Origin of the sequence: Demequina capsici (genome assembly GCF_032102965.1) — a bacterium.
GTDB classification, from domain to species: domain Bacteria; phylum Actinomycetota; class Actinomycetes; order Actinomycetales; family Demequinaceae; genus Demequina; species Demequina capsici.
The window spans coordinates 162,063-184,769 of the sequence record NZ_CP134880.1 but is presented as its reverse complement, the minus strand read 5'-3'; the positions used below and the strand labels follow the sequence as shown (position 1 = coordinate 184,769).

At 70.2% G+C, this 22,707-nt stretch carries 22 protein-coding genes; 16 read left to right on the top strand and 6 right to left on the bottom strand.

From position 1 onward, the window contains the following. Nucleotides 1–33: 33 nt before the first annotated feature. From RN607_RS00995 to RN607_RS00985, 3 genes are read right to left on the bottom strand one after another with little or no spacing between them, the layout of a single operon-like run. On the bottom strand, nt 34–930 hold the full coding sequence (locus RN607_RS00995; RefSeq protein ID WP_313498834.1) for a phosphoribosylaminoimidazolesuccinocarboxamide synthase: 897 nt from the start codon (nt 928–930) through the stop codon (nt 34–36). Next, nucleotides 930–2,207 carry a phosphoribosylamine--glycine ligase gene (purD, locus tag RN607_RS00990; protein ID WP_313543738.1) on the bottom strand — a complete coding sequence of 426 codons (1,278 nt, stop codon included), beginning with the start codon at nt 2,205–2,207 and terminating at the stop codon, nt 930–932. Before purD ends, RN607_RS00995 begins: the two co-directional genes overlap by 1 nt. A 10-nt stretch (nt 2,208–2,217) precedes the next feature. Continuing rightward, nucleotides 2,218–2,388, bottom strand: a complete 171-nt coding sequence (locus RN607_RS00985) for a hypothetical protein (protein ID WP_313543736.1) — start codon at nt 2,386–2,388, stop codon at nt 2,218–2,220. A 283-nt stretch (nt 2,389–2,671) separates the two neighbouring features. Here RN607_RS00985 and RN607_RS00980 point away from each other — a divergent pair, with 283 nt between their 5' ends. The 10 genes from RN607_RS00980 to RN607_RS00935 all read left to right on the top strand — a co-directional run bounded on the left by RN607_RS00980 (nt 2,672) and on the right by RN607_RS00935 (nt 12,398). Then, nucleotides 2,672–3,376, top strand: coding sequence for a TetR/AcrR family transcriptional regulator (locus tag RN607_RS00980; protein ID WP_313543734.1), 705 nt, complete (start codon nt 2,672–2,674; stop codon nt 3,374–3,376). Between the two features lie 9 nt (nt 3,377–3,385). Next, on the top strand, nt 3,386–4,117 hold the full coding sequence (locus tag RN607_RS00975; RefSeq protein ID WP_313543732.1) for an ABC transporter ATP-binding protein: 732 nt from the start codon (nt 3,386–3,388) through the stop codon (nt 4,115–4,117). A gap of 2 nt (nt 4,118–4,119) precedes the next feature. Then, nucleotides 4,120–6,453: an FtsX-like permease family protein gene (locus RN607_RS00970; protein ID WP_313543731.1), complete on the top strand. Its 2,334-nt coding sequence runs from the start codon at nt 4,120–4,122 to the stop codon at nt 6,451–6,453. Nucleotides 6,454–6,650: 197 nt separating this feature from the next. Further along, entirely contained in the window at nt 6,651–7,133 is a 483-nt protein-coding gene (locus RN607_RS00965) for a hypothetical protein (protein WP_313543729.1), read from the top strand. Between the two features lie 195 nt (nt 7,134–7,328). After that, on the top strand, nt 7,329–7,589 hold the full coding sequence (locus RN607_RS00960) for a hypothetical protein (protein ID WP_313543726.1): 261 nt from the start codon (nt 7,329–7,331) through the stop codon (nt 7,587–7,589). An 86-nt stretch (nt 7,590–7,675) separates the two neighbouring features. Beyond that, entirely contained in the window at nt 7,676–8,251 is a 576-nt protein-coding gene (locus tag RN607_RS00955; RefSeq protein ID WP_313498815.1) for a hypothetical protein, read from the top strand. Continuing rightward, nucleotides 8,248–9,303 carry a peptidoglycan-binding domain-containing protein gene (locus RN607_RS00950; protein WP_313543724.1) on the top strand — a complete coding sequence of 352 codons (1,056 nt, stop codon included), beginning with the start codon at nt 8,248–8,250 and terminating at the stop codon, nt 9,301–9,303. Before RN607_RS00955 ends, RN607_RS00950 begins: the two co-directional genes overlap by 4 nt. Further along, nucleotides 9,294–9,947 (top strand): ABC transporter ATP-binding protein, encoded by a 654-nt coding sequence (locus tag RN607_RS00945; protein WP_313543722.1) that lies wholly within the window; start codon nt 9,294–9,296, stop codon nt 9,945–9,947. Before RN607_RS00950 ends, RN607_RS00945 begins: the two co-directional genes overlap by 10 nt. Next, the gene (locus RN607_RS00940; protein ID WP_313543720.1) at nt 9,944–11,062 is read left to right on the top strand and encodes a hypothetical protein; all 1,119 of its coding nucleotides are present in this window, start codon (nt 9,944–9,946) and stop codon (nt 11,060–11,062) included. The genes RN607_RS00945 and RN607_RS00940 overlap by 4 nt, the downstream gene beginning before the upstream one ends. Nucleotides 11,063–11,405: 343 nt before the next feature. After that, nucleotides 11,406–12,398 carry an IS481 family transposase gene (locus RN607_RS00935; protein ID WP_313543718.1) on the top strand — a complete coding sequence of 331 codons (993 nt, stop codon included), beginning with the start codon at nt 11,406–11,408 and terminating at the stop codon, nt 12,396–12,398. Nucleotides 12,399–12,471: 73 nt separating this feature from the next. On the opposite strand, the gene RN607_RS00930 is transcribed toward RN607_RS00935, so the two are convergent. Continuing rightward, complete coding sequence (locus RN607_RS00930) at nt 12,472–13,767, bottom strand: adenylosuccinate synthase (RefSeq protein ID WP_313498804.1); 1,296 nt, start codon at nt 13,765–13,767, stop codon at nt 12,472–12,474. 198 nt (nt 13,768–13,965) lie between these two features. Beyond that, on the bottom strand, nt 13,966–14,985 hold the full coding sequence (gene fbaA, locus RN607_RS00925; RefSeq protein ID WP_313498801.1) for a class II fructose-bisphosphate aldolase: 1,020 nt from the start codon (nt 14,983–14,985) through the stop codon (nt 13,966–13,968). Between the two features lie 316 nt (nt 14,986–15,301). Between fbaA and RN607_RS00920 the strand changes: the two genes are divergently transcribed. Genes RN607_RS00920 through RN607_RS00900 form a run of 5 tightly spaced genes read left to right on the top strand, consistent with a single transcriptional unit; the run spans nt 15,302 to nt 20,994 of the window. Continuing rightward, nucleotides 15,302–17,527 (top strand): response regulator, encoded by a 2,226-nt coding sequence (locus RN607_RS00920; protein ID WP_313543716.1) that lies wholly within the window; start codon nt 15,302–15,304, stop codon nt 17,525–17,527. Then, nucleotides 17,524–19,134, top strand: a complete 1,611-nt coding sequence (locus RN607_RS00915) for an ATP-binding protein (RefSeq protein ID WP_313543714.1) — start codon at nt 17,524–17,526, stop codon at nt 19,132–19,134. The genes RN607_RS00920 and RN607_RS00915 overlap by 4 nt, the downstream gene beginning before the upstream one ends. After that, entirely contained in the window at nt 19,131–19,493 is a 363-nt protein-coding gene (locus RN607_RS00910) for a response regulator (RefSeq protein ID WP_313543712.1), read from the top strand. Before RN607_RS00915 ends, RN607_RS00910 begins: the two co-directional genes overlap by 4 nt. Then, nucleotides 19,490–19,792: an Hpt domain-containing protein gene (locus tag RN607_RS00905; RefSeq protein WP_313543709.1), complete on the top strand. Its 303-nt coding sequence runs from the start codon at nt 19,490–19,492 to the stop codon at nt 19,790–19,792. The genes RN607_RS00910 and RN607_RS00905 overlap by 4 nt, the downstream gene beginning before the upstream one ends. Further along, on the top strand, nt 19,789–20,994 hold the full coding sequence (locus tag RN607_RS00900) for an acyltransferase family protein (RefSeq protein ID WP_313543707.1): 1,206 nt from the start codon (nt 19,789–19,791) through the stop codon (nt 20,992–20,994). Before RN607_RS00905 ends, RN607_RS00900 begins: the two co-directional genes overlap by 4 nt. 36 nt (nt 20,995–21,030) lie before the next feature. Here RN607_RS00900 and RN607_RS00895 read toward each other — a convergent pair whose 3' ends face one another. Continuing rightward, nucleotides 21,031–21,729, bottom strand: coding sequence for a TrmH family RNA methyltransferase (locus tag RN607_RS00895; RefSeq protein ID WP_313498783.1), 699 nt, complete (start codon nt 21,727–21,729; stop codon nt 21,031–21,033). 98 nt (nt 21,730–21,827) lie between these two features. On the opposite strand from RN607_RS00895, the gene RN607_RS00890 reads away from it, so the two are divergent. Beyond that, nucleotides 21,828–22,703 carry a class I SAM-dependent methyltransferase gene (locus RN607_RS00890; RefSeq protein ID WP_313543705.1) on the top strand — a complete coding sequence of 292 codons (876 nt, stop codon included), beginning with the start codon at nt 21,828–21,830 and terminating at the stop codon, nt 22,701–22,703. Nucleotides 22,704–22,707: the final 4 nt, after the last annotated feature.

Genomic DNA, 22,707 nt, shown 5'->3' with positions numbered 1-22,707 from the left:
AGGTTCCGAAGGTACTCGCCCGTGACGCTGCGATCAGTGCTTGGCGAGCCTGTCGAAGGCCTCGATGTACCGCTGTCGGGTGCGCTCGACCACGTCGGCGGGCAGCGCGGGCGGCGCGTCGTCCGATCGCCTGTCCCAGCCGGACTCGGCCGAGGTGAGCCAGTCGCGGACGAACTGCTTGTCGAAGCTGGGCTGCGCGTGCCCGGGCTCCCATTCGTCGGCGGGCCAGAAGCGCGACGAGTCTGGGGTGAGGACCTCGTCGGCGAGCAGGATCTGCCCGTCGGCCGTGCGTCCGAACTCGAACTTGGTGTCGGCCAGGATGATGCCCTTGGTCGCGGCGATCTCGTGGGCGCGCGAGTAGACGGCGAGCGTGAGGTCGCGCAGCGCTACCGCGTCCTCCAGACCGATGCGCTCCACGATCGCCTCGAAGCTCACGTTCTCGTCGTGCTCGCCCACCTCGGCCTTGGTGGCGGGGGTGAAGATCGGCTCGGGCAGGCGTGACCCGTCGACGAGTCCGTCCGGGAGCGGGATGCCGCACACCGTGCCGGACTCCTGGTACTCGACCAGCCCGGAACCGGTGAGGTAGCCGCGGGCGACGCACTCGACCGGGAACATGTCCAGGCGCTTGCAGACCATCGCGCGGCCCTCCACCTCGGCGGGCACGGGGGCCTCGACGGTGTGGTTGGCGACGATCTCCCTGACCTGGTCGAACCACCACAGGCTGAGCCCCGTGAGGATGCCGCCCTTGCCGGGGATCTCGGTGGGCAGCACCCAGTCGTACGCGGAGATGCGATCGCTGGCCACGACCAGGACGACGTCGCCGGCCGGGTGCGGCTCGACGGGCTCGTACAGGTCACGGATCTTGCCCGAGTAGACGTGCCGCCAGCCCGGGAGCTCGGGTGCGGTCGGCGGGACGACGTGTCCGGGCATCAGCCCTCCATGAGGTTCTCGCCTGCGGCGGCCCGCGCGGCGATGTCGGTGCGGTGGTGCGAGCCGTCGAGCGCGATGTGGCTGAGGCCCTCGTACGCCTTGGCCCGCGCGTCGGCAAGGTCCGTGCCCTCGCCGACGACGGTGAGCACGCGCCCTCCTGCGGCGACCAGGTGGCCGTGCTCATCGGTCCGGGTGCCGGCGTGCAGCACGTGGACGCCGCGCACGTGGCCTGCGGCGGTGAGGCCGGTCAGGCGGTCGCCCTTGCGCGGGTCGGCGGGGTATCCATGAGCGGCGAGCACGACGGTGACGGCAGCGCCGTCCTTCCACTCGAGCGGGGGGATCGCATCCAGGCCGCCCTGCGCGGCAGCCATCAGCACGCCTCCGAGCGGTGTCGCGAGCTGGGCGAGCACCACCTGCGTCTCGGGGTCGCCGAAGCGGGCGTTGAACTCGATCACGCGCGTGCCCTTCGACGTGAGCGCCAGGCCGCAGTAGAGCACGCCGATGAACGGGGCGCCGCGGCGGGCCATCTCGTCGACCGTGGGCTGCGCGACGGTCCTCACCACCTCGTCGACCAGGCCGTCGGGCGCCCATGGAAGCGGGGTGTACGCGCCCATGCCGCCCGTGTTCGGCCCCTGATCGTCGTCATAGGCGCGCTTGAAGTCCTGCGCGGGCTGCAGAGGGACGACGGTGCGACCGTCGCAGACGCAGAAGAGCGAGACCTCGGGGCCGTCCAGGAACTCCTCGATCACGACTCGACCGCCGGACTCGATCACGGCGGTGCCGTGCGCGAGCGCCTCCGCGCGGTCCGAGGTGACGACGACGCCCTTGCCGGCGGCGAGCCCGTCGTCCTTGACCACGTGGGGCGCGCCGAACTCGTCGAGCGCCGCCGCCACCTGGTCCACCGTGTCGCACACGCGGGGCGCGGCGGTGGGGACGCCTGCGGCCTCCATGACCTCCTTGGCGAACGCCTTGGAGCCCTCGAGCATCGCGGCGTCGGCGCTGGGGCCGAACACGGGGATGCCCACCTCGCGGACCGCGTCGGCCACGCCCGCGACGAGCGGGGCCTCGGGGCCCACGACCACCAGGTCGGCGTGCACGAGCACAGCGAGCGACGCGACGGAGGCGCCGTCGTTCGGGTCGATCGCGTGCAGCTTGGCGACCTCGCCGATGCCGGGGTTGCCGGGAGCGGCGTGGAGCTGCGTGACGGAGGGGTCGAGGTGGAGCGCGCGGGCGAGCGCGTGCTCGCGGGCGCCGCTGCCGACAAGGAGGACGATCACGTTGGCGAGTCTACCGACGGCTCTCCCACCATCGCCGCCTGAGGACGGAGATGACGGTCCACGCGAGCGCGAACGTGAGCACCCACATCACGGAGCTGCGGAAGAAGAAGGCCCAGACGACGCCGACGATCAGCCCCTCGAGGAGCGCGCCGCGCAGGTAGCCGACCGTCCGCCTGTCCATGCGTGCCCCTCGCCGCTCGTGCCGCGACTTCCGCCGGCCCCGGTCGCCCATCCTCGCACGCGGCCCCGTCCTCGGCGTCCCCTTGGACCCGGCCCGCATCCTCGCCCGCCGCCCGCGCATCGTCCCCACGTACGGCGGGCGCACGCAGGATGAAGTGGTACATCAGTGCACAGATCGCGGCGGATCTGTGCACTGATGTACCACTCGAGGACGGGACGGGCCGATGGATGTCGCCGCATCGCACCCCTTGCTGACTGAACGTTCGTTCAGTATGGTGAGGGACATGGACGATGCAGTGGCCGGGGCCACGGACGACGCGCCAGCCGGGCAGTCGCGGGCGGGCGCCACGCACGGGCGTCACCCGGCGCAGCCGGAGCCCGCCAGCGCGCGGGACCAGATCCGGGCCTGCGCGCTCCGACTCTTCGCCGAGCGTGGCGTCGCCGGCACGAGCGTCCGCGACATCGCGACCTGCGCGGGCACCTCCCCCGCGAACGTCCTCCACCACTTCGGCTCCAAGGAGGGCCTGCGGGACGCGATCGACGAGGAGGTGGCGCGGATGTTCGACCTCGCCGCTGCCTCGCCGCCCGAGGACCTTGCCGACGCGCTCGCCGCGGAGCAGGGCTCGGGCAGCTTCGCCGAGCTCCTGCTCTCCGTCGTCCCGCCCGACTCGCCCGTGCCCGCGTATGTGCGACGCCTGCTCCTGGACGGGGGCGACGCCGGCCGCCGCCTGTTCCGGGGTTGGTTCCAGGCCGCCCGGACGATGCAGGAGGGCCTGGTCGCCGCGGGCGTCGCCAAGGAGGCGGCCGACCCCGATGCCCGCACCGCGTTCCTGCTCGTCAACGACCTCGCGATGATCCTGCTGCGCGAGCACGTGGCCGATGCGATCGGCACCGATCCCCTGACCCCGGAGGGCGCGGCACGCTGGACCGCCGACGCCCTCGACGTGTACGGCAACGGCGCGTTCAACGTGCCGCCATCACCCGCCTAAGGAGCACGCATGAGCACCGACACCACCGTCGCGACCGACCGCGGCGTCCGCGTCACCGGCCTGACCAAGGTCTTCGGGCAGGGCGACAGCGCGGTCCATGCCCTCAAGGGCATCGACCTGGAGCTGGCCTCCGGGGAGCTGGTCGTCATCCTCGGCCCCTCAGGCTCGGGCAAGACGACGCTGTGCAACATCATCGGCGGCATCGAGACGTCGACCGAGGGCAGGGTCGAGGTCGCGGGCGTGGACATCAGCGACGTCCCGCCCGGACGGCTGTCCGACTTCCGGCGCGACCACGTCGGGTTCATCTTCCAGTTCTTCAACCTGATCCCCACGCTCACCGCCCGCGAGAACGTGGAGGTCATCATCGAGATGACGGGGCGCGGCAACAGGACCCAGGTGCCCGAGTTCCTTGAGGCCGTGGGGCTCGGCGACAGGATGGACAGCTTCCCATCGCAGCTCTCAGGCGGCCAGCAGCAGCGCGTGGCGGTGGCCCGCGCGCTCGCGACCGACCCGGACATCCTCTTCGCCGACGAGCCGACAGGCGCCCTGGACCTCCCCACGGGCCAGCAGATCCTGGGACTCCTCCAGGAGCTGCACCGGCAGGGCCGGACCATCATCGTCGTCACGCACAACGCGTCGGTCGCGCAGATCGCAGACCGTGTCATCACCCTGGTCGACGGGCGCATCGCGTCCAGCCAGGTCAACGACCACCCGGCCGACGCCGCCGACGTCACGTGGTGAGCATGATGCAGGCACGCACCAAGAAGTCGTTCAGGGACCTGTGGAGGCAGCGGACCCAGGTGATCGCCGTGGGCGTCACGATCGCGCTCGGCGTGATGCTGTACGTCGCCACCGCAGGCGCCTTCGAGAACCTCACCGTCTCCTACCAGCAGACGTACGACCGCCTCGCGTTCGCGGACCTCAGCGCGACAGGCGGAGACCCTGCGACCGTGGCGCAGGCCGCGCTCGACGCCGGGGCCGCGAGCGCGATCACCCGGACCCAGGTGGACCCGCCCATGCTCATCGACGGCACCAAGCTCGTCGGCCGCGTCGTCGGCCTGCCCACGGAGAGCCACCCTGCGGTGGACGACGTCGGTGTGATCGAGGGCTCGTACCTGGACCCAGGCGCGACGGACCAGGTCCTCGTGGAAAGGCACGCGGCGGACACGTTCGGCCTGGTGCCGGGCGACACGTTGCAGGTCTGGTCGGCCAGCGGCTGGCAGGACGTGACGGTTCAGGGGATCGTGGAGTCCGCGGAGTACCTGTGGCCGGCGCGCAGCCGCCAGGACGTGCTGTCCGACCCGAACGCGTTCGCGGTGATCTACGCATCCGAGTCAGCCGTGGAGTCCTGGGCAGGGACCAGCCCCAACGAGGCGCTCGTGCTCCTGCCCGACGGCGCCTCCGACTCCCTCCGGGCCGACGTCACGGCCGCCATGACGGCCGCAAGCGCCACGTCCGTGATCACGCAGCTGGAGCAGCCGTCGCATGCCACGCTCAACGAGGACCTGCAGGGCTTCGACGAGATGTCCAAGGCGTTCCCCGCTCTGTTCCTCGCCGCGGCCGGGGTCGCTGCGTGGGTGCTGCTGACGCGCCGGATCCTCCAGGAGCGCCCCGTCATCGGCACGATGATGGCCGCCGGCGCCCGCAGGGGCCGGGTGCTGCGCCACTACCTGGGCCAGGGCGTGATCATCGGTCTTGCCGGCGCGGTGGTGGGCGCCGCGCTCGGCGCGCTGGCCAACGGCGCGATCACAGCGGCGTACACCGGCGCGCTCGGCATCCCCGACACGGTCGTCCGCACGTATCCGTGGATGATCGGGCTCGGCCTCGCGTTCGGGGCGGTCGTCGGGCTGCTCGGCGCGCTCGGCCCGTCGGTGGTCGCATCCCGCACGTCGCCGGCGCAGGCGATGCGACCCGTCGCCGACGCGTCCCCGCCCGGGCCGTGGAGCCGCTTCGTGGCCCGTCGGCGGAGCCTTCCCGTCGGGCTTCGGATGGCCCTCAGGGACGTGGTCCGCTCCAAGCGGCGCACCTTCGCCACCATGCTCGGCACGGTGCTGGCGTTGGTGCTCGTGCTGGCATCGGTCGGGATGATGGTGTCGATCATGGATGCGATCGACACGCAGTTCAACGACGTCGTGCTGTCGGACGCGTCGGTCGTCGCGCAGGCGGGGACCGGAGCGCAGGCCGCCATCATGGCCGTCGACGGGGTCGCCTCCGTGGAGCCCACCTTCTCCGGCGCCGTGACCGTGATCGGCCCGGACGGGAGCTACGCGACCGCGCTCAACGGCTTCCGCACTGACACCGTCATGCACGGTTTCCGCGACTCCGCCGGGAACGCGCTGGCTCTTCCCGAGGACGGCATCCTCGTGGGCCACGCGATGTCGGGACTGCTCGGGGTCCAGGTGGGTGACACCGTGACCCTGTCCACCGGGGCCGGGGACACCCAGGCGGTGATCCGGGGCTTCGTCGACGAGCCGATGGGCACCTCGGTGTACGCCTCGCTCGACACGGCGACAGCCGCACTGCCGGCGTCGTCCGTGGAGCAGTTCGCGATCACGCTGGACGACGGGGTTGACCGTGACGCGATGCGGGCCACGATCACGGGGCTCGACGGCGTGGTCGCCTACCAGGACCAGCGCGCGATCCTCGGCTCGGTGGAGCAGTACCTGGGACTGTTCTGGGCGTTCATCGGGGTCATGATCCTGCTGGGCACCGTGCTGGCGCTCGCCGTGATGTACGTGACGATGGCGGTGAATGTGGTGGAGCGCACCGGAGAGCTCGCGACGCTGCGGGCCGCCGGCGTGCCGTTGCGACGGGTCGCAGGGGCGATCGCGACGGAGAACATGCTCGCGACGGTCCTGGCCGTGCCCTTCGGTCTCGTGCTGGGAGTCATGGCGGCCGATGCGTTCCTGCAGACCTTCAACGACGACCTGTTCTCACTCTCGATCCACTGGTCGTGGTGGATGCTGCCCGCGACGGCGCTGGGCGTGCTGCTCGCCGCGCTGATCTCGCAATGGCCGGCGACGCGTCAGATCGCGCGCGTGGACATCGCGAAGGTCGTGCGGGAACGGGCGGCCTGACGGTCGATAGAGTGCGTGACGTTGGGGAAGAGCATTCGCACAGGGGATTCGTGACATCTGTCACCATGTTGCTCAGGCGTCGGCGCGTCCATGTGGCCGTAGCGGCAGCCGCAGCCCTTCTCCTCACGTCCTGCACGCCGGAAGCCTCGACTGAGGCTGCGTCCCCCACTCAGTCCAGCGATCCGTGGGTGCTACAGGTGCGGGACCTGGCCGTTGGCGCCGGCGTCGACCAGACCCAGATCGATGCGCTCGCCGATGGCTCTGTCACCTTCGACGAGTACGAGCAGGCGATCCGAGCCACGATCACGTGCATGCGTGACGCCGGCATCGAGGTGGACGACGATCAGGTCGACTACCATCGGCCGTTCCCAGAGATCCCGTACACGTTCGCAGGAGAGGTCGAGGGCGTCCTCGACGGCGACCAGACGCTGGCGGTGGCCGACGGATGCATCGAGACCTACAGCCAGTACGTCGACATGGCCTACCAGACCGACGCGGCAGCGCAGGAGGCGATCGACGCTTACTTCGTCCAGGTCCGTGACGAGTTCATCGCATGCTTGGAGGACCAAGGGCAGACGGTCGATCCGGACGCGACCGACGATGAGCTCCGCCAGGCCGCGGTCGCCGCCATGGCCACATTCGACGGCCCCAACTGCTTCACCGTGACAGGCGCACGATGACTGACGACGAGCGCGGGGGCACCCGTTGACTGCCGCGAGGCGACATCACCACAGGCACTTGACATGGTCGTCGTGACGCGAAATATTGTGGCTGTGCTGGGGGGCACAAAGGTATGAGGGGGAATTGTGACATATGTCACGAATATGCTCGCGCGCTCGAGCCGTCGACTGGCAGCCGCTGGTGCAGCCACGCTCATGGCGGCCACAGCCATTGTCGTCGCCAACGCGGTGGCAGCCCAGGCCGCCACCTGCGGAAGCTATTTCACCCACGACTCGGCCAACGCTGACCTCTACGCCATGACGTCATCGTGCACACAGGTGCGCATCCGGCACCAGTACCAGCCCACGGCGACGGGCCTTGCGTACTGGACACCCTGGGATATCGACGCGACCCACGCGCACAGCGGGCCCGCAAGGACATATGTCACCTCCGAGTCCCGCACCTACGCGTCGTAGGTCGCGCGAACATGTGGCGCCACCGCACTTGGCGGCAGACTCGCCTTGCCGGTCCGGGGAGATCGGCGTCGGCGATCGTCGCCGCATTGGTGCTCACAGCATGCTCGGCAGGCGGCTCGGGCGGGGAAGCTCCCTCCTCGGACTCGTCGCTCTACGGCGTCTGGGATGCCGCCGCGGCGGAGATCCCGGAGTTCGCACCGCTCTCGGAGATGAGCGACGCGCAGCGGGAGGCGCTGTCGGACGGCGTCGTGACGTTCGCAGAGTATGAGGAGGGCGTGCACCTCGCCCTCGACTGCATGCGTGACGCAGGGATCGACGTCATCGGGGGTGAGGTCGATTCGAGCGGCCCCTATCCGAAGATCGACTACGCATACGCCGCTACGGCGCCGGGGCTCACCGAGTCGCAGACCACAGAGATCTCCGACGGCTGCCTGGCCACCCACAGCTTCTACCTGGAGACGGAGTACCAGCTGAGCGACGCCAACCAGGAAGCGGAGGACGCCTACTTCACCCAGGTACGCGACGAGTTCATCGCCTGCCTGGAGCATCAGGGCGCCACGGTCGACCCCTCAGCGACGAACGACGAGTTGCGACGGCTCGCCGCTGGCCTGGGCTACTCCAGCGAGGGAACGAACTGCTTCACCGAGACAGGGGCCGAATGAGCGGCGACGAGCGTGGCGAACGCGCCCCGCATTCCTGGCGACTGGTAGCCCGCGCCACGCTCGTCGTCGTCCTCATCGGGGCTCTGGCAGGTGCAGGAGTGCTCGTGTACATCGCGGCGTCCCGCTCGCCTCTGGAGTCGGCCGCCGCCCCTGAGCCCCTCGTCGCCAAGGTCGAGTCGGTGGAACGCTACGACGAGGCACAGGTGGGCATATCGCTCACGTATGCGACCCCGACCGTCGCCACCGCCCAAGCCACGGGGACCATCACCTCCCTCAACGTCGCCCCCGGCTCGGACGTCCACGCCGGCGACGTCATCATGACGGTGGACGCAGGCGACGTGATCGCCTACGCCTCGGACCGTCCCCTTTACCGCGACATCACCGAAGGAGACTCGGGCGACGACGTCACGGCCGCCCAGCAGCTCCTGGTCACGCTCGGATACCTGGACGCCGATCCCGACGGCAAGGCGGGCCGTGCCACGCGGACCGCGATCATCGCGTTCAACGCGACCCATGGCTACGGCCAGAAGAACCCGATCCTGTCACGGGCCTCGCTCGTCTGGCTCGACGCGAGCGCCTCGACGGTGGCCACCGTCGACGTCAGCGTCGCACAGGAGATCGCTCCGGGCACCACGCTGTGGGAGGCGGCGGATGCGCCTCTCTCGGTGAAAGTCGCGGAGACCTCGGTCATCCCCCAGGACGGCGACTGGGAGATCGACGCCTACGGCGTCACCGCCGCTTACGCCGCCGGGTCCGGAACGGTCGCCGACCCCGCGGCGGTCGCCTCGATCGCAGCCGCCATGGGCGCGGTGACGGACGGAGTGGCGACCGTTCGCCGCGCCGAACCCCTCGTCGTCGGCGCCGTTCCCTCGTCCGCCGTGGTGTCCGACGACGAAGGCCGCACCTGCATCTTCCCGTCCGTCGACGGTGCGCCCGTCGTGGTCCAGCCGACCGGCGGCGACCTCGGCACCGTCCAGCTCGACCCCTCCCTCGTGGGCCAGGATGTGCTCGTCAACCCGCGTGAGGCCCGCAAGGACCTGACGTGCGGCTAGTCGTGCGCGACGTCGGCTTCACCTACCCTCGCGGCGACCATCCCGTGCTGACCTCCGTGTCGTGCGACATCCCCGCAGGCACGGCCGCTGCGATCATCGGCCCGTCCGGCTCGGGGAAGACCACCCTGCTGTCGCTCATGGGCGACCTTCTTCCCCTGCGCACCGGGAGCATCGAGGCCGTCGACTCGAGGGGGATCGGCCATCCGCTCGCCGAGGCAGCGACCTGGGTCTTCCAGACGGTGTCGCTTCTGCCCGCCCGGAACGTGCTCGACAACGCGGCGATCGGCGCACACTCGGACGGCGCACCCAAGGCGGACGCGCTGAGCCGGGCGAAGGACTGCCTTGCGCGCGTGGGGATGGCAGGACGCGAGAGGGACCCCGCACGCACCCTCTCGGGCGGCGAGGCCCAGCGGGTCGCCATCGCCAGGGCGATGGCGTCGAACCGACCGCTCCTGCTTGCCGACGAACCGACCGGCCAGCTCGATGCACGCACCTCGGCCGCCGTCCTCGACGCGATGATCGATGCGCGAGGCGACCGCACCGTCGTCATCGTGACCCACGACCTCGAGGTGGCCGCGCGCTGCGACATGACATTCGAGCTGCGCGACGGAGCGCTGCACACGCGTCCTGGGAGGGTGCCGTGAGCGCCGAACGCGCCTGGCCTGCGTCGCTCGCCGCCAGCGAGGGTGCGCGCACCGCACAGACTGGCCGCTGGACGTCGGTGCTGATCATCGTCGCGGTGGCGCTGCTCACGGCAGCCCCTGCCGTGGCGGACACGCTCGGTGTCACCTCCCTTATCGAGCACGAGGCCGCGTGGGTGGCGGCCGGCGGCCGCGTCCTCATCGCCACAGGGCCCAGCGCCGATGGTGCGTCGACCCCGCTCGACGCACGGACATGCGAAGGACTGTCGGGGCTCGACGGGGTGACGGGTTCCTTCGCGCTGAAGGACACCGCTCAGGTCGCCACATTGGCACATCTGCCCGGCGGTCGCGTGAGCATGTACGACGTCTCGAGCGGCGCCTTCGACCTCCTCGGCATCGACGCGGCCGCCGACGGGGTGGTGATCGTCAGCGGTGGCCTCTCGGAGCGCACCGGAGTCGTGGACGGCGACACCGTCTCGGTCGCGGTCGTCGAGGGCTCGGGCACCATGGGGCAGACCAGCGCACCCCTGCGGGTCCGCGTCGCCGACACCTCCCGGCTGGGGGATCAGTTCGACGGCGCGCTCTTCACACCCGCGCTCCTGACCGGCGACGCCGACACGTGCTACGTGGAGACCGACGCCGCACACTATGCGCCGGTCAAGGACTCCCTGTCGAGCCTCTTGGCGAGCGAGGCAGGTCCCGCCGTCGTAGCCACGAGGCTCCTCCAGTCCGAGTTCACCGTGGACTACACGACGGCGTTCCAGGACCGCCCGCTGAGATGGCTCTGGGCCGCGGCTGCCCTGGTGCTCAGCCTCCTGTGGGCGATGGTGCAATGGTTCCGCCGCTCGCAGATCGCGATCTACGCGACGTTCAGCATGAAGGCGTTCCCTCGGATGCTGATGCAGGCGACCGAATGGGCTGTCCTCGCGACCGCAGGAGGGCTGCTCGGATGGTGCGGCGGGATCGGCCTCGCCACTCTTCTGACGGGCGACGCGCACACCGCCGTGGCGCTCGGCTCCGCACACGCTGCGCTCACGCTGATCAGCACGACGGTCGTCGTCATCGGGCTCGGGCTCCGGCCCGCCGGATCCCTGCTGGCGGCGCTGAAGGACAGGTGACCTGCGGACTGAGCGCAGGGTCCGATGCACGGACGCCTGTGCGCGCTGAGGAGCACACCCCTGGCGGGCGCCCTCCCGCGCCCCCTTCCGCGCCCCGCCACCCCTCATCGATCCAGGTACGGCGCGCGAGCCTGGCCCCCGCCAGGGGCCCCTCAGCGAATGGCGGGCTGGTGAAGCGCCCGCCTATCGTGCGTTCCGAGGCTAGACCCGGAGCGGATGCTCCGCAAGGGGGATGTGTCAACTAGGTGTAGTGCCCAGGGACGTTGTTTGAATCTTGGGCGATGAAGAGAACCTCCAGGCAGAGTGGAGTTGCTACCACTTCGCTCTGAACCTGGAGGTTCTCGTGTCCCACGCTAATGCCGCGCTCACTCCTGTCCAACGCGCCCGGATCGGTCGGATGGTCGTCGATGACGGCTGGAGCATCGCTGAAGCGGCCCGCTACTTCCGTGTCTCCTGGCCCACGGCGGCGAAGTGGGTGCAGCGCTACCTCGAGATGGGTCGGGTCGGCATGGACGACCGCTCCTCACGCCCACACCGCTCACCAAACAAGACGGCGCAACCATTGGTGCGCAAGATCGTGCACAAGCGCATCAAGACCAGACGCGGGCCAGTGGAGATCGCTTCCCTCACGGGCGTGCCCGCGTCGACCGTGTACGCCGTGCTGAAACGCTGCCGCCTGAACCGCCTGTCCCACGTCGACGTCGCCACGGGTGAGCCTGCCCGGCGCTACGAGCACGACCATCCTGGCTCGCTGATCCACGTCGATGTGAAGAAGCTGGGCAACATCCCTGATGGCGGCGGGTGGCGCACCGTCGGACGGCAGCAAGGATGGCGCAACCGGGCCGGCACGCCAGGCAAGGACCGCTCTAAGCACCGAGGCGTGCTGATGCGTCACGCGTACGTCCACACGGTCATCGACGACCACTCCCGCGTCGCGTACGCCGAGATCCACAACGATGAGACCGCCGCCACCGCGATCGGAGTCCTGGTCCGTGCAGTCGCGTGGTTCGCCGCCCGCGGCGTCCACGTCGAAGCCGTGCTGTCCGACAACGGCAGCTGCTACCGCTCGAATGCCTGGCGCGATACCTGCCGCGACCTGGGCATCAAGCACCGCCGTACCCGGCCGTACCGGCCCCAGACCAACGGCAAGATCGAACGCTTCCACCGCACCCTGGCGGACGGCTGGGCATACTCGAAGCACTACAACTCCGAGAAAGCCCGCCGAGCCGCCCTACCGGCCTGGCTGCACTTCTACAACCACCACCGGCAACACTCCGCCATCGGCAAGGTTCCACCCATCACCAGGTTGAACAACCTCCCTGGGCACTACAACTAGGACACGGATCGTGACCCGCCGTGACGCCCCCCGACCCCGACCATGACACGAGGCACAACGAGGCGCGCCACCCCTACGCGCGGGTGTGGATCAGATCATGCCGCGCGATGATCTCGTCACGCGCCGGGCCCACGCCGATCGCGGAGATGCGGCAGCCGGAGATCTTCTCGAGCGCGAGCACGTAGTCGCGCGCGTTCGCAGGCAGCTCGTCGAACGTGCGCGCCTTCGAGATGTCCTCGGTCCAGCCGGGGAAGGTCTCGAAGATCGGAGTCGCCTTGGCGAACGCGGCCTGATCCTGCGGAAGCTCGTCGTAGCGGACGCCGTCCACCTCGTACGCGACGCACACCGGGATCTCCTCGATGCCGGTCAGCACGTCCAGCTTGGTGAGCACCAGGTCCGTGAGCCCGTTGATGCGCGAGGCATAGCGGCAGATCACCGCGTCATACCAGCCACACCGGCGCGGACGCCCGGTGGTGGTGCCGAACTCGTGGCCCACGTCACGCAGGCGATCGCCCCACTTGTCCAGCAGCTCGGTGGGGAACGGCCCCTCCCCCACGCGAGTCGTGTAGGCCTTGACGATGCCGATCACCGAGTCGATCGCCGTGGGTCCCACGCCCGAGCCGGTGCAGGCACCGCCAGCAGTCGCGTTGGAGGACGTGACGAACGGGTACGTGCCGTGGTCCACATCCAGCATGGTCGCCTGGCCGCCTTCGAAGAGGACGTTCTTGCCCTCGGCCAGCGCGTTCGCCAGCACCAGGCCGGTGTCCGCGACCATCGGCGCCACCTCGTCGCGGTAGCCGAGCAGCTCGTCGGCCACCTCGTCCACCGTGATGGCGCGCCGGTTGTACACCTTGACCAGCATGTGGTTCTTGGGAGCGAGCGCGCCCTCGATCTTGTCGCGCAGCAGAGCCTCGTCGAACAGGTCGCCCACGCGGATGCCCAGGCGGTTGATCTTGTCAGCGTACGTGGGCCCGATGCCGCGACCGGTGGTGCCGATCTTCTTCTTGCCGAGGAAGCGCTCCGTGACGTTGTCGAGGGTCCGGGCGTAGGGGGTGATGAGGTGCGCCGCGTTCGAGATGAGCAGCCTGGAGGTGTCCACGCCGCGCTCCTGCAGGGCATGCAGCTCACCGAACAGCACGCGCAGGTCGATCACCACGCCGTTGCCGATCACGGGCGTCACTCCCGGCGTCAGGATGCCCGACGGCAGCAGGTGCAGGGCGAACTTCTGGTCGCCCACGACGACCGTGTGGCCCGCGTTGTTGCCGCCGTTGAACTTCACGACGTAGTCGACGCGCGAGCCGAGCAGATCGGTCGCCTTTCCCTTGCCCTCGTCGCCCCACTGGGCTCCGACGATCACGACACCAGGCACGGTGCCCTCCCCTCACCCCGATGCTCCGCCGGGGGCTTGGTCGTTTGCGTGGGGCCGATGAACGCCCCACAGAAGGTTATCTGTCCGGTGCGACGCACGTGACACGCGCGCCGCACCGCTCGTGAACCGGACGATGCCCGAACGTGGCTGAGCCCCCGAGGTCGAGGACCGCGGGGGCTCAGCTCACGAATCGGATCGTCAGATCTTCTTGCCGGCCGAACCGAGCTGCTGGCAGGCCTCGACGACGCGGGCGGCCATGCCGGCCTCGGCGAGCTTGCCCCAGGCGCGCGGGTCGTAGGCCTTCTTGTTGCCCCACTCGCCGTCCACCTTGAGGACGCCGTCGTAGTTCTTCATCATGTGGTCCACGACAGGACGCGTGTACGCGTACTGCGTGTCCGTGTCGATGTTCATCTTGATGACACCGTGCGAGACGGCCGTGGCGATCTCCTCCGCGGTCGAGCCGGAGCCACCGTGGAAGACCAGGTCGAACGGCTTCTCCTTGCCGAACTTCTCGGCAGCGGCGGCCTGGATGTCACCGAGGATCTCAGGGCGCAGCTTGACGGCACCCGGCTTGTACGCGCCGTGCACGTTGCCGAAGGTCATGGCGGTCAGGTAGCGGCCCTTCTCGCCCAGACCGAGCTTCTCGATGGTCTTGATGCCGTCCTCGGGGCTCGAGTACAGCTTCTCGTTGACCTCGGCCGAGTGGCCGTCCTCCTCGCCTCCGACGACGCCGATCTCGATCTCGAGGATCGTGTCAGCGGCCTGCGACATCTCGAGCAGCTCCTCGGCGATCAGCAGGTTCTCGTCCATCGGCACGGACGAGCCGTCCCACATGTGCGAGTTGAAGATGGGGCCCTTGCCCGCGGCGATCGACTCGGCCTCGAGCTTCAGCAGCGGCTTGAGCCACTCCTCGAGGTAGACCTTGTGGCAGTGGTCGGTGTGGAGCGCGATGGTCACGCCGTACTTCTCGGCGACGACGCGGGCGTAGGCCGCGAGCGCGAGCGAGCCGACCACGGCGTCCTTGATGGTCGAGCCCGAGGCGTACTGGCCGCCACCGACGGAGACCTGGATGATGCCGTCGGACTCTGCCTCAGCGAAGCCCTGGATGGCTGCGGTGACGGAAGAGGACGAGGTGATGTTGATCGCGGGGAACGCGTAGCCGCCGGCCTTGGCGGCGTCCAGCATCGCGGCGTACGACTCAGTGGTGGCGATGGCCATGGTGACTCCTGATGTCTTGAGCGGTTTGGAACCTCGATCATTCTGTCAGACATCACGTTCGATCGTGGTCGGGCTTAGGTCCTGCGAACCGGCGGCCCGCGACTGCCGTCGTGCACCGGCTCATCTTCTGCGCGCGGACGCCGATAAGAAAGTGAAGCAGGATGAAGGCCCCGGTGCACACCCCCCGGTCCGGCGCGGCAAGGCTCCCATCCAGGCTTCCGGTCGCCCTCTAGCATCGTGGCGTCCGCGAACGCGGCAGCGCATCCCCCTCTGCGCCGTCGTGCGGCACCTGTCGTCGAGCAGCGGGAGGGAGCACGTGCAGAGACCCCGAGTGCTCGTCGTCGACGACGACGAGATGATCCGCGCCCTCGTGTCCGCCGTCCTCACGCACGAGCAGATGGACGTGATCGAGGCCGAGTCCGGCCCGCACGCGCTGGAGATCCTGTCCGTCGAGGCGCCCGACCTGGTGATCAGCGACGTGATGATGCCTCAGATGGACGGCTTCCAGCTGATCACGAAGCTCCGCGCCACCGACGAGGCGGGCTCCGTGCCGGTGCTGTTCCTCACGTCACGGATGGACCCGTCCGACGCGGCGACGGGGCTGAGACTGGGCGCGAACGAGTACCTGCGCAAGCCGTTCACCCCGCAGGCCCTGGTGGAGCAGGTGCAGCGGCATCTCGCGGACGTCGGCGGCGCCGACCGGACGGCGGAACGCCGGATCGCCCTGCACGACGTCGCCACGCTGCGGGAGCAGGTGGAGGCGATCCGCGCATCGGGCCGCCACGTGATGCTCGCGAGGATCACGATCGAGGAGCAGCTGATGGTGGAGGCGCGCTTCGCGTCCGTCGGCTGGGCGGACGTCCTGGAGCAGCTCGGCGCCCTCGCGCGCGCGCGCCTCGGGGCGGGCACGGTGCTCGCAGTGGCGGGTGCGGACCTGCTCGTGGGCGCGGTGGACGCCGCCGCACGCACGTTCGGCGACGACCTGGCCGGCTTCGCGAGGGACATCGCCGACGCACGCTTCGCGGTCAGGGGCGAATCCGTGCGGCTGACTCCGAGCATCGGCTGGTCCGAGGCGGCGAACGCGATCAGCACCGACACCGCGCTGGAGCGGACGGCGATCGCCGCCGCGGCCGCGCGCGACCATCTGGACCTGCAGCCCGTCCGCTGGCGGGTGGACCTGAGCCCCACGACGTCGCGGGCGCCGTCCCGCACGGCGCGGTTCCTGAGCGCGATCACCACGCCGTACCAGATCCTCCTCACGCTGGTGCTGGGCCTCGTCGTCCCCTTCTTCGTCTACCAGGCCCTCTATTGGCTGGGATGGGACATCTCTGTGGTGATGTACCCGACGATCGTGATCGCGCTGGCGTTCACGGGAGTGCTGATCTGGTCCGAGGGCTTCTATGCGCTGGACCCCGTCAGGCCCCCGAAGGAGCCGGGCTCACCGCCGCCGCCCGCGACGGCGGTGATCGCCGCGTATCTGCCGAACGAGGCCGCGACGATCGTGGACACGGTGGAGGCGTTCCTGCGCGTCGACTACCCGGATCTGCAGGTGATCCTGGCCTACAACACCCCCCGCGGGCTGCTCGTGGAGCGGACGCTGCGCCAGATCGCCGAGCGCGATCCGCGCTTCCTGCCGTTGCGCGTGGACGGCTCCACGTCCAAGGCGCAGAACGTCAACGCCGCGCTGCGGCATGCGCGCGGGGAGTTCGTGGGCATGTACGACGCGGACCACCACCCGCAGCGCGACTCGTTCATGCGCGCCTGGCGGTGGCTGTCGAACGGCTACGACGTGGTGCAGGGCCACTGCGTGATCCGCAACGGCGCCGCAAGCAAGGCTGCGCGCACGGTCGCGGTCGAGTTCGAGGCGATCTACGCGGTGAGCCACCCTGGCCGCGCCCAGCTGCACGGCTTCGGGATCTTCGGCGGCTCGAACGGGTTCTGGCGCACGGACGTCCTCCGCCGCACCCGCATGCACGGCTTCATGCTCACGGAGGACATCGACTCGAGCCTGCGCGTGATCGAGGCGGGGGGCCAGATCGCGAACGACCCCGCGCTGATCTCCCGCGAGCTCGCGCCCACGTCATGGCATGGGCTGTGGAATCAGCGGATGAGGTGGGCGCAGGGCTGGTTCCAGGTGTCCAAGCGGCATCTGCGTCAGGCGTGGCGGTCGCGCACCCTCACGCTTCGCCAGAAGCTGGGCATGACGGTGCTGCTCGGCTGGCGTGAGGTCTATCCGTGGATCAGCATCCAGATGTTCCCTCTGGTCGCGTTCCTGGCCTGGCGCGACGCGGGTCTGCAGAACCTGGACTGGTTCATCGCGCTGTTCGTGCTGACCACGCTCTTCACGACCACGGTGGGGCCGGGACAGACCTTCTTCGCGTGGCGGCTGGCGGCGCCCGACATCCGTAGGCATCGCCGCTGGTTCTGGCTCTACCTGCTGTTCGCGACGCTGTTCTACACCGAGTGGAAGAACACCATCTCGCGGGTGGCGCAGGTGAAGGAGACGATCGGTGAACGGCAGTGGAAGGTGACTCCCCGATGACGCAGGAGGCACGGGACGCGAGCGCGTGGCGCGCGCTCGCAGCCGCGCCTCGCCACGTGGTGGCGGCGCGCAGCTCGATGCTGGACGACGCGGCGGCTCATCACGTGTTCCATGCGGTGGCGGAGGCGTCCGCGCATGCGCTGGGTGCGGACGGCGCGGTGGTGTGGGTCGAGCACGACGGCTCGCACCTGGTGATCGGAGCCTCCGGGCTCGGGGACGCTCCCGAGGCGGTCGCCGCGGAGTGGTCGGTGCGCACCCTGGAGGGTGTGTCGCCCGTGGGGATCGACGATGCCAGCGCGGACGGCGCGACGGCGCAGCGCGTAGGTGCGTACCTGGGTGTGCCGCTGATCCTCAACGGCGAGACTGTCGGCGTGCTCGCGGTGGTCACGGCGGGTCCGCGCGCCTGGGACGCCGAGGATCGCGCCCGGCTCGTCTCGCTCGCGCAGTGGCCGACGGCGGAGATCGGCCGCATCGACTCGACGGCCCGGCTGAGGGTCGCGGAGGCGGCGCTGGTGCGTGCCACCCAGGTCTTCGACGCGATGGGCGAAGGGATCGTCGGCCTCGACTCCGAGGGCGCCGTCACCCTGGTGAACCCGGCCGCGGCGCGGATGCTCGGCTGGGAGCCGGCCGCTCTGATCGGGCAGCTGCTGCACCACGTCGCCCACTACCAGCGGCCGGACAGCTCGGCGTATCCGCTGGACCAGTGCCCCATGCTCCTCACGATCGCCGACGGGCAGGTGCGCACGCGCCGCCATGAGGTCCTGTGGCGCCGCGACGGCTCGCCCCTGCACGTCGACATGTCCGTCGGAGGACTGAGGGACGACGCGGGCGCCGCCGCCGCGATCGTCGTGTTCGACGACATCTCCGAACGGCTCGACCTGGAGCGCAGCCGCGAGGACTTCGTGTCGATGGTCAGCCACGAGCTGAGGACCCCTCTCACGGCGATCTCCGGCTCGCTGGAGCTGATGGACGAGCTGGGCGACGACCCGGAGTCGGCAGCGCAGATGCTCGGCATCGCTCGCCGCAACGCGTCGCGCATGGCCGGCCTCGTGGACGACATCCTGGACCTGGAGCGCGCGGAGACCGGCCGGCTGCAGCTGACGCGCTCGCAGCTCGACGCGCGGTCGGTGATGATGCAGGCGGCCGAGGCGGTGTCCGGGATGGCCACCGCGGGGCAGGTGGCGCTGATCGTCGAGCCGACGCAGACGACGTTCTGGGGAGACGAGAGCCGGATCGTCCAGGTGCTCACGAACCTCGCAGGCAATGCGGTGCGGCTGTCCCCACCGGGTGCTGCGGTCACGATGCGCGCGCATGAGGCCGAGACCGAGGTGTCGCTCGAGGTGGCCGACCACGGGCCAGGCATCGCAGAGGCCGACCAGCAGCACGTCTTCGACCGCTTCTGGCAAGCACCCGCAGGCGCGGGCACGGGTCGCAAAGGGTCCGGCCTTGGCCTCGCCATCGCGCTGTCGATGGCCCGCGCCCACGGCGGCACCATCACCGTGCGCAGCCTGGAAGGCCTCGGCAGCACCTTCACCCTCCACGTGCCGCTGCGCGCACGCCGCAGCGCCGTCCCCATCGACCGCCGCGACTCGCAGGAGCCTTCATGACCCGCACCATCCTGGTGATCGACGACGAGCCGGACCTGCGGGCGATCGCCCGCGTGGCGATCGAGGTGATCGGCGGCTGGAGCATGCTCGAGGCGGCGTCTGGTGACGAGGCCGTCGCCGCGGCACGCGCCAGCCGCCCCGACGCCGTGCTCCTGGACCACCTGCTGGGCGGTGAGGACGGGCTCGACGTGGCCGCGCGCCTGCGAGCCGAGGAGGGGCTCGGCTCGGTGCCGATCCTCATGCTCAGCGCCTCCCTGTCGATCCCCGCGAGCGAGCACGTGGACGGCTTCCTCGCGAAGCCGTTCAACCCGCGCACGCTGGCCGACGAGGTCGCCGCCGCCGCAGGATGGACCTCATGACATACGACCCGTCGGCGATCATCGCCGAGCTGTGGGAGCGGTTCCGACCCACGATCGCCGCCCGCCTCGAGGCGATCGACGCGGGACTCGTCGCGATCCGTCTGGGAGCGGGCGCCGGGGACGCCCGCGTGACCGACGCGCATCGCGCGGCGCACAACCTCGCAGGAGCGCTCGGATCGTACGAGCGGCCGGAGGGCAGCGTGGTCGCACGCCGGCTCATGGCCGCGCTCGAGCAGGCGCGCCCCGACGCTGAGGCCGTCGCCGCACTGCTCGCTGAGCTGCGGGAGCATTGCCGATGAGCGACGTCACCCCCGCGCGGACCGTGCCCGCGGACGATCCGGCTCGCGCGGTCGGCCGGCGCTTCGCCGGGCTCGAGGGATACCGCGGGCTGGCGGCGCTCGCGATCGTGGTCTATCACGTGTACCAGCACGTGGAGGCGGCCGATCCGGGCTCGCTCGGGGCGCAGGACTCCGCGTCCTACACCGCGCTGCACGGCCTGGACGGACTCGTCAGCCTCTTCTTCGTGCTCTCGGCGTTCCTGCTCTTCCTGCCGTACGCGCGCGCGGTGCTCGGCGGCGGGGACGGTCCGAGCGGACGCGCATTCCTGGTGCGCCGCGCCGCGCGCATCGTCCCGCTGTACCTGGTGGCGATCCTCGTCGTCTGGTCGGCCCGGAACAGCGACATCCCTGGTGCGTGGCAGGATCTGCTGCTGCACCTGACGTTCACCCAGGTCTACTCGAACGACTACGTCTTCGCGACGATCGGCCCCGCCTGGTCGCTCGCGGTGGAGGTGCAGTTCTACCTGCTGCTCGCCCTGCTGGGGGCTGGCCTCACCGCGTGGGGCCGACGCCTGTCGGCTCGCGGCAGGCTCGTGCTGCTGGTCTCCACGGTCTCCGTGATGTTCGTGGGCAGCCTCGCGTACAAGCTGTCGTCCTGGCTGGTCACGGGGGTCTACGGCGACGACTGGCGGGTGTGGTTCGGACTGCCCGCCAAGCTCGACGAGTTCGCCCTGGGGATGGGCCTCGCGGTCGTCGTCGCCATCGGACGCGTGCGCCTGGGCCGGGCAGCGGTCGAGGTCACCCGCCTCGTCGGCCTGGGCATCGTGGTGGCGGCTTTCATCCTCCGGCCCGACGGCGCAGGGACCCATGCGTGGTTCCACACCGTCACCGCCGTCGGATTCGCGGCGATGCTCGCGGCCAGCGTGCTGGGGCGAGGCGACTGGTGGACCACGACGCTCGGACGGCAGCCTCTCGCGCTGCTGGGCCTGGTCAGCTACAGCCTGTACCTCTGGCACGAGCCGCTCATGCTGCTGCTCAACTCGCGCGGGCTGCTGCCCACCGCCACCGGGCTCCCGGGCTTCGCCGTGCTGCTCGCGATCGTGGTGCCGCTCGCCGTGCTGGTCGCCTGGGTCAGCTACCAGGTGATCGAACGCCCTGGCAACGCGCTGCGCGGCCTCGTGGACCGTCAGGGGCGCTCGCGCGACTACTACGACGGGTCCTGACCGCCGCCGGCTTCACCGTGACCGCATCCGGCGGCGTCACCCTGCGTGGCCGGCGGCGATGTCCGCATGCTGCCGCACCCACGCGTGCATCGCGATGGCCGCCGCCGCGCCTGCGTTGATCGACCGCGTGGATCCGTACTGAGCGATGGCCAGCGTGGCCTGCGCCACCTCCCTGACCTCGTCGGTGAGGCCCACCGACTCCTGCCCGAAGACCAGCACGCACTCGCGCGGGAGCGCATACGTCTCCAACGGGACTGAACCAGGCAGGTTGTCGATCCCGATCACGGGCAGGCCCTCGTGCGCGGCCCACTGCGCAAGATCGGCCGCGGTCGGGTGGTGCCTCACGTGCTGGTACCGGTCGGTGACCATCGCGCCGCGGCGGTTCCAACGCCGTCGGCCCACGATGTGCACCTCCTGCGCCAGGAACGCGTTCGCGGTGCGCACCACCGAGCCGATGTTGAGATCGTGCTGCCAGTTCTCGATCGCCACGTGGAACGGGTGGCGACGCCGGTCGAGGTCCGCGACGATCGCGTCGTGACGCCAGTAGCGGTAGCGGTCCACCACGTTGCGCCGGTCGCCCTCCCGCAGGAGGTCGGGGTCAAGGCGGGCGTCCGTCGGCCACGCCTGCTCGTCACCCGGCCACGGGCCGACGCCGTGCTCGGGCGCCTCGTCGGCGCGGGGCCCGCGCGCGTCGCCGCCCGAGACGTCGCCGTCCGCAGTCTCCGCATCGTTCACGGGCCCATCGTCCCACCCCCAGGCATCGCGCCCAGGCCGACAATCGGAACACGACGGACGGCGCAGCGTGGCGCGGTCCACGAAGGGGGTGCCGGACCGTGGGAGTGTTCTTCGGGAGGGAAGGGGCGACACCGCGCGCCGAGCCGACAGCCGTCGCGTCAGCGATGTGCCGCCTGATCGAGCAGTTCGAGCCCGCCTCGGAGCGGCTGTTCGACGATCCGCTTCTCGCAGACCTGCTCGGCGACCATGCGCGTTACGCCATGGTGGACCCGTGGGGAGGCTCCTTCATCGGTCGGATCGAAGGCACCGCCCCCGGGTACTACGGCCTCCAGGTGAGCCGCACCTGCTTCATCGACGACATGGTGGCCGATGCCCTCGCACGCGGCACCACCCAGATCGTGATCGCGGGCGCGGGCTTCGACACGCGTGCATACCGGCTGCCCGGCATGGACCGGGTCCACGTCTTCGAGCTCGATCTGCCGTCCATGATCGAGCACAAGAGGCAGGCGGTGGCCCGGACCCTCGGGACGCTGCCGGAGCACGTCACCTACGCTCCGCTCGACCTCGAGACCCTCGCGGCGGCACGGGCGTTCGCCGATGCCGGCGTCGACCCGGCTGAACCGACCATGGTGATCTGCGAGGACGTGACCCAGTACCTCACGGACATCGCGTTCGAGCGCCTGCTGACCTCCGTGGCCTCCTTGGGCCTGGGCACCGACCTCGTGCTCACCTACGTGCTGAGACCCACGGTGCGGTCGCACGAGGGGCTGGCGCAGGCGCGGGGTCTCGCACGGAACGGCCCGCCGTGGACGCTGGGCCTCATGCCGGCCGAGGTGCCGGCGCTGCTCTCCGCGCACGGCCTCACGCTCATCACCGACATCAACGCGGGCGAGTACCGCAAGCGCTATCCCCAGCTGGAGCGGCGCAGGATGAAGGTCGCTCCTGAGGAGCACACGCTTCTCGCGTCGGCCTGACGAA

Bases quoted from the DNA above. Each gene is read 5' to 3' on its own strand.
- RN607_RS00995 (WP_313498834.1), bottom strand. From the start codon at position 930: ATGCCCGGACACGTCGTCCCGCCGACCGCACCCGAGCTCCCGGGCTGG.
- RN607_RS00985 (WP_313543736.1), bottom strand. From the start codon at position 2,388: ATGGACAGGCGGACGGTCGGCTACCTGCGCGGCGCGCTCCTCGAGGGG.
- RN607_RS00980 (WP_313543734.1), top strand. From the start codon at position 2,672: ATGGACGATGCAGTGGCCGGGGCCACGGACGACGCGCCAGCCGGGCAG.
- RN607_RS00975 (WP_313543732.1), top strand. From the start codon at position 3,386: ATGAGCACCGACACCACCGTCGCGACCGACCGCGGCGTCCGCGTCACC.
- RN607_RS00970 (WP_313543731.1), top strand. From the start codon at position 4,120: ATGATGCAGGCACGCACCAAGAAGTCGTTCAGGGACCTGTGGAGGCAG.
- RN607_RS00960 (WP_313543726.1), top strand. From the start codon at position 7,329: ATGGCGGCCACAGCCATTGTCGTCGCCAACGCGGTGGCAGCCCAGGCC.
- RN607_RS00950 (WP_313543724.1), top strand. From the start codon at position 8,248: ATGAGCGGCGACGAGCGTGGCGAACGCGCCCCGCATTCCTGGCGACTG.
- fbaA (WP_313498801.1), bottom strand. From the start codon at position 14,985: ATGGCCATCGCCACCACTGAGTCGTACGCCGCGATGCTGGACGCCGCC.
- RN607_RS00915 (WP_313543714.1), top strand. From the start codon at position 17,524: ATGACGCAGGAGGCACGGGACGCGAGCGCGTGGCGCGCGCTCGCAGCC.
- RN607_RS00910 (WP_313543712.1), top strand. From the start codon at position 19,131: ATGACCCGCACCATCCTGGTGATCGACGACGAGCCGGACCTGCGGGCG.
- RN607_RS00905 (WP_313543709.1), top strand. From the start codon at position 19,490: ATGACATACGACCCGTCGGCGATCATCGCCGAGCTGTGGGAGCGGTTC.
- RN607_RS00900 (WP_313543707.1), top strand. From the start codon at position 19,789: ATGAGCGACGTCACCCCCGCGCGGACCGTGCCCGCGGACGATCCGGCT.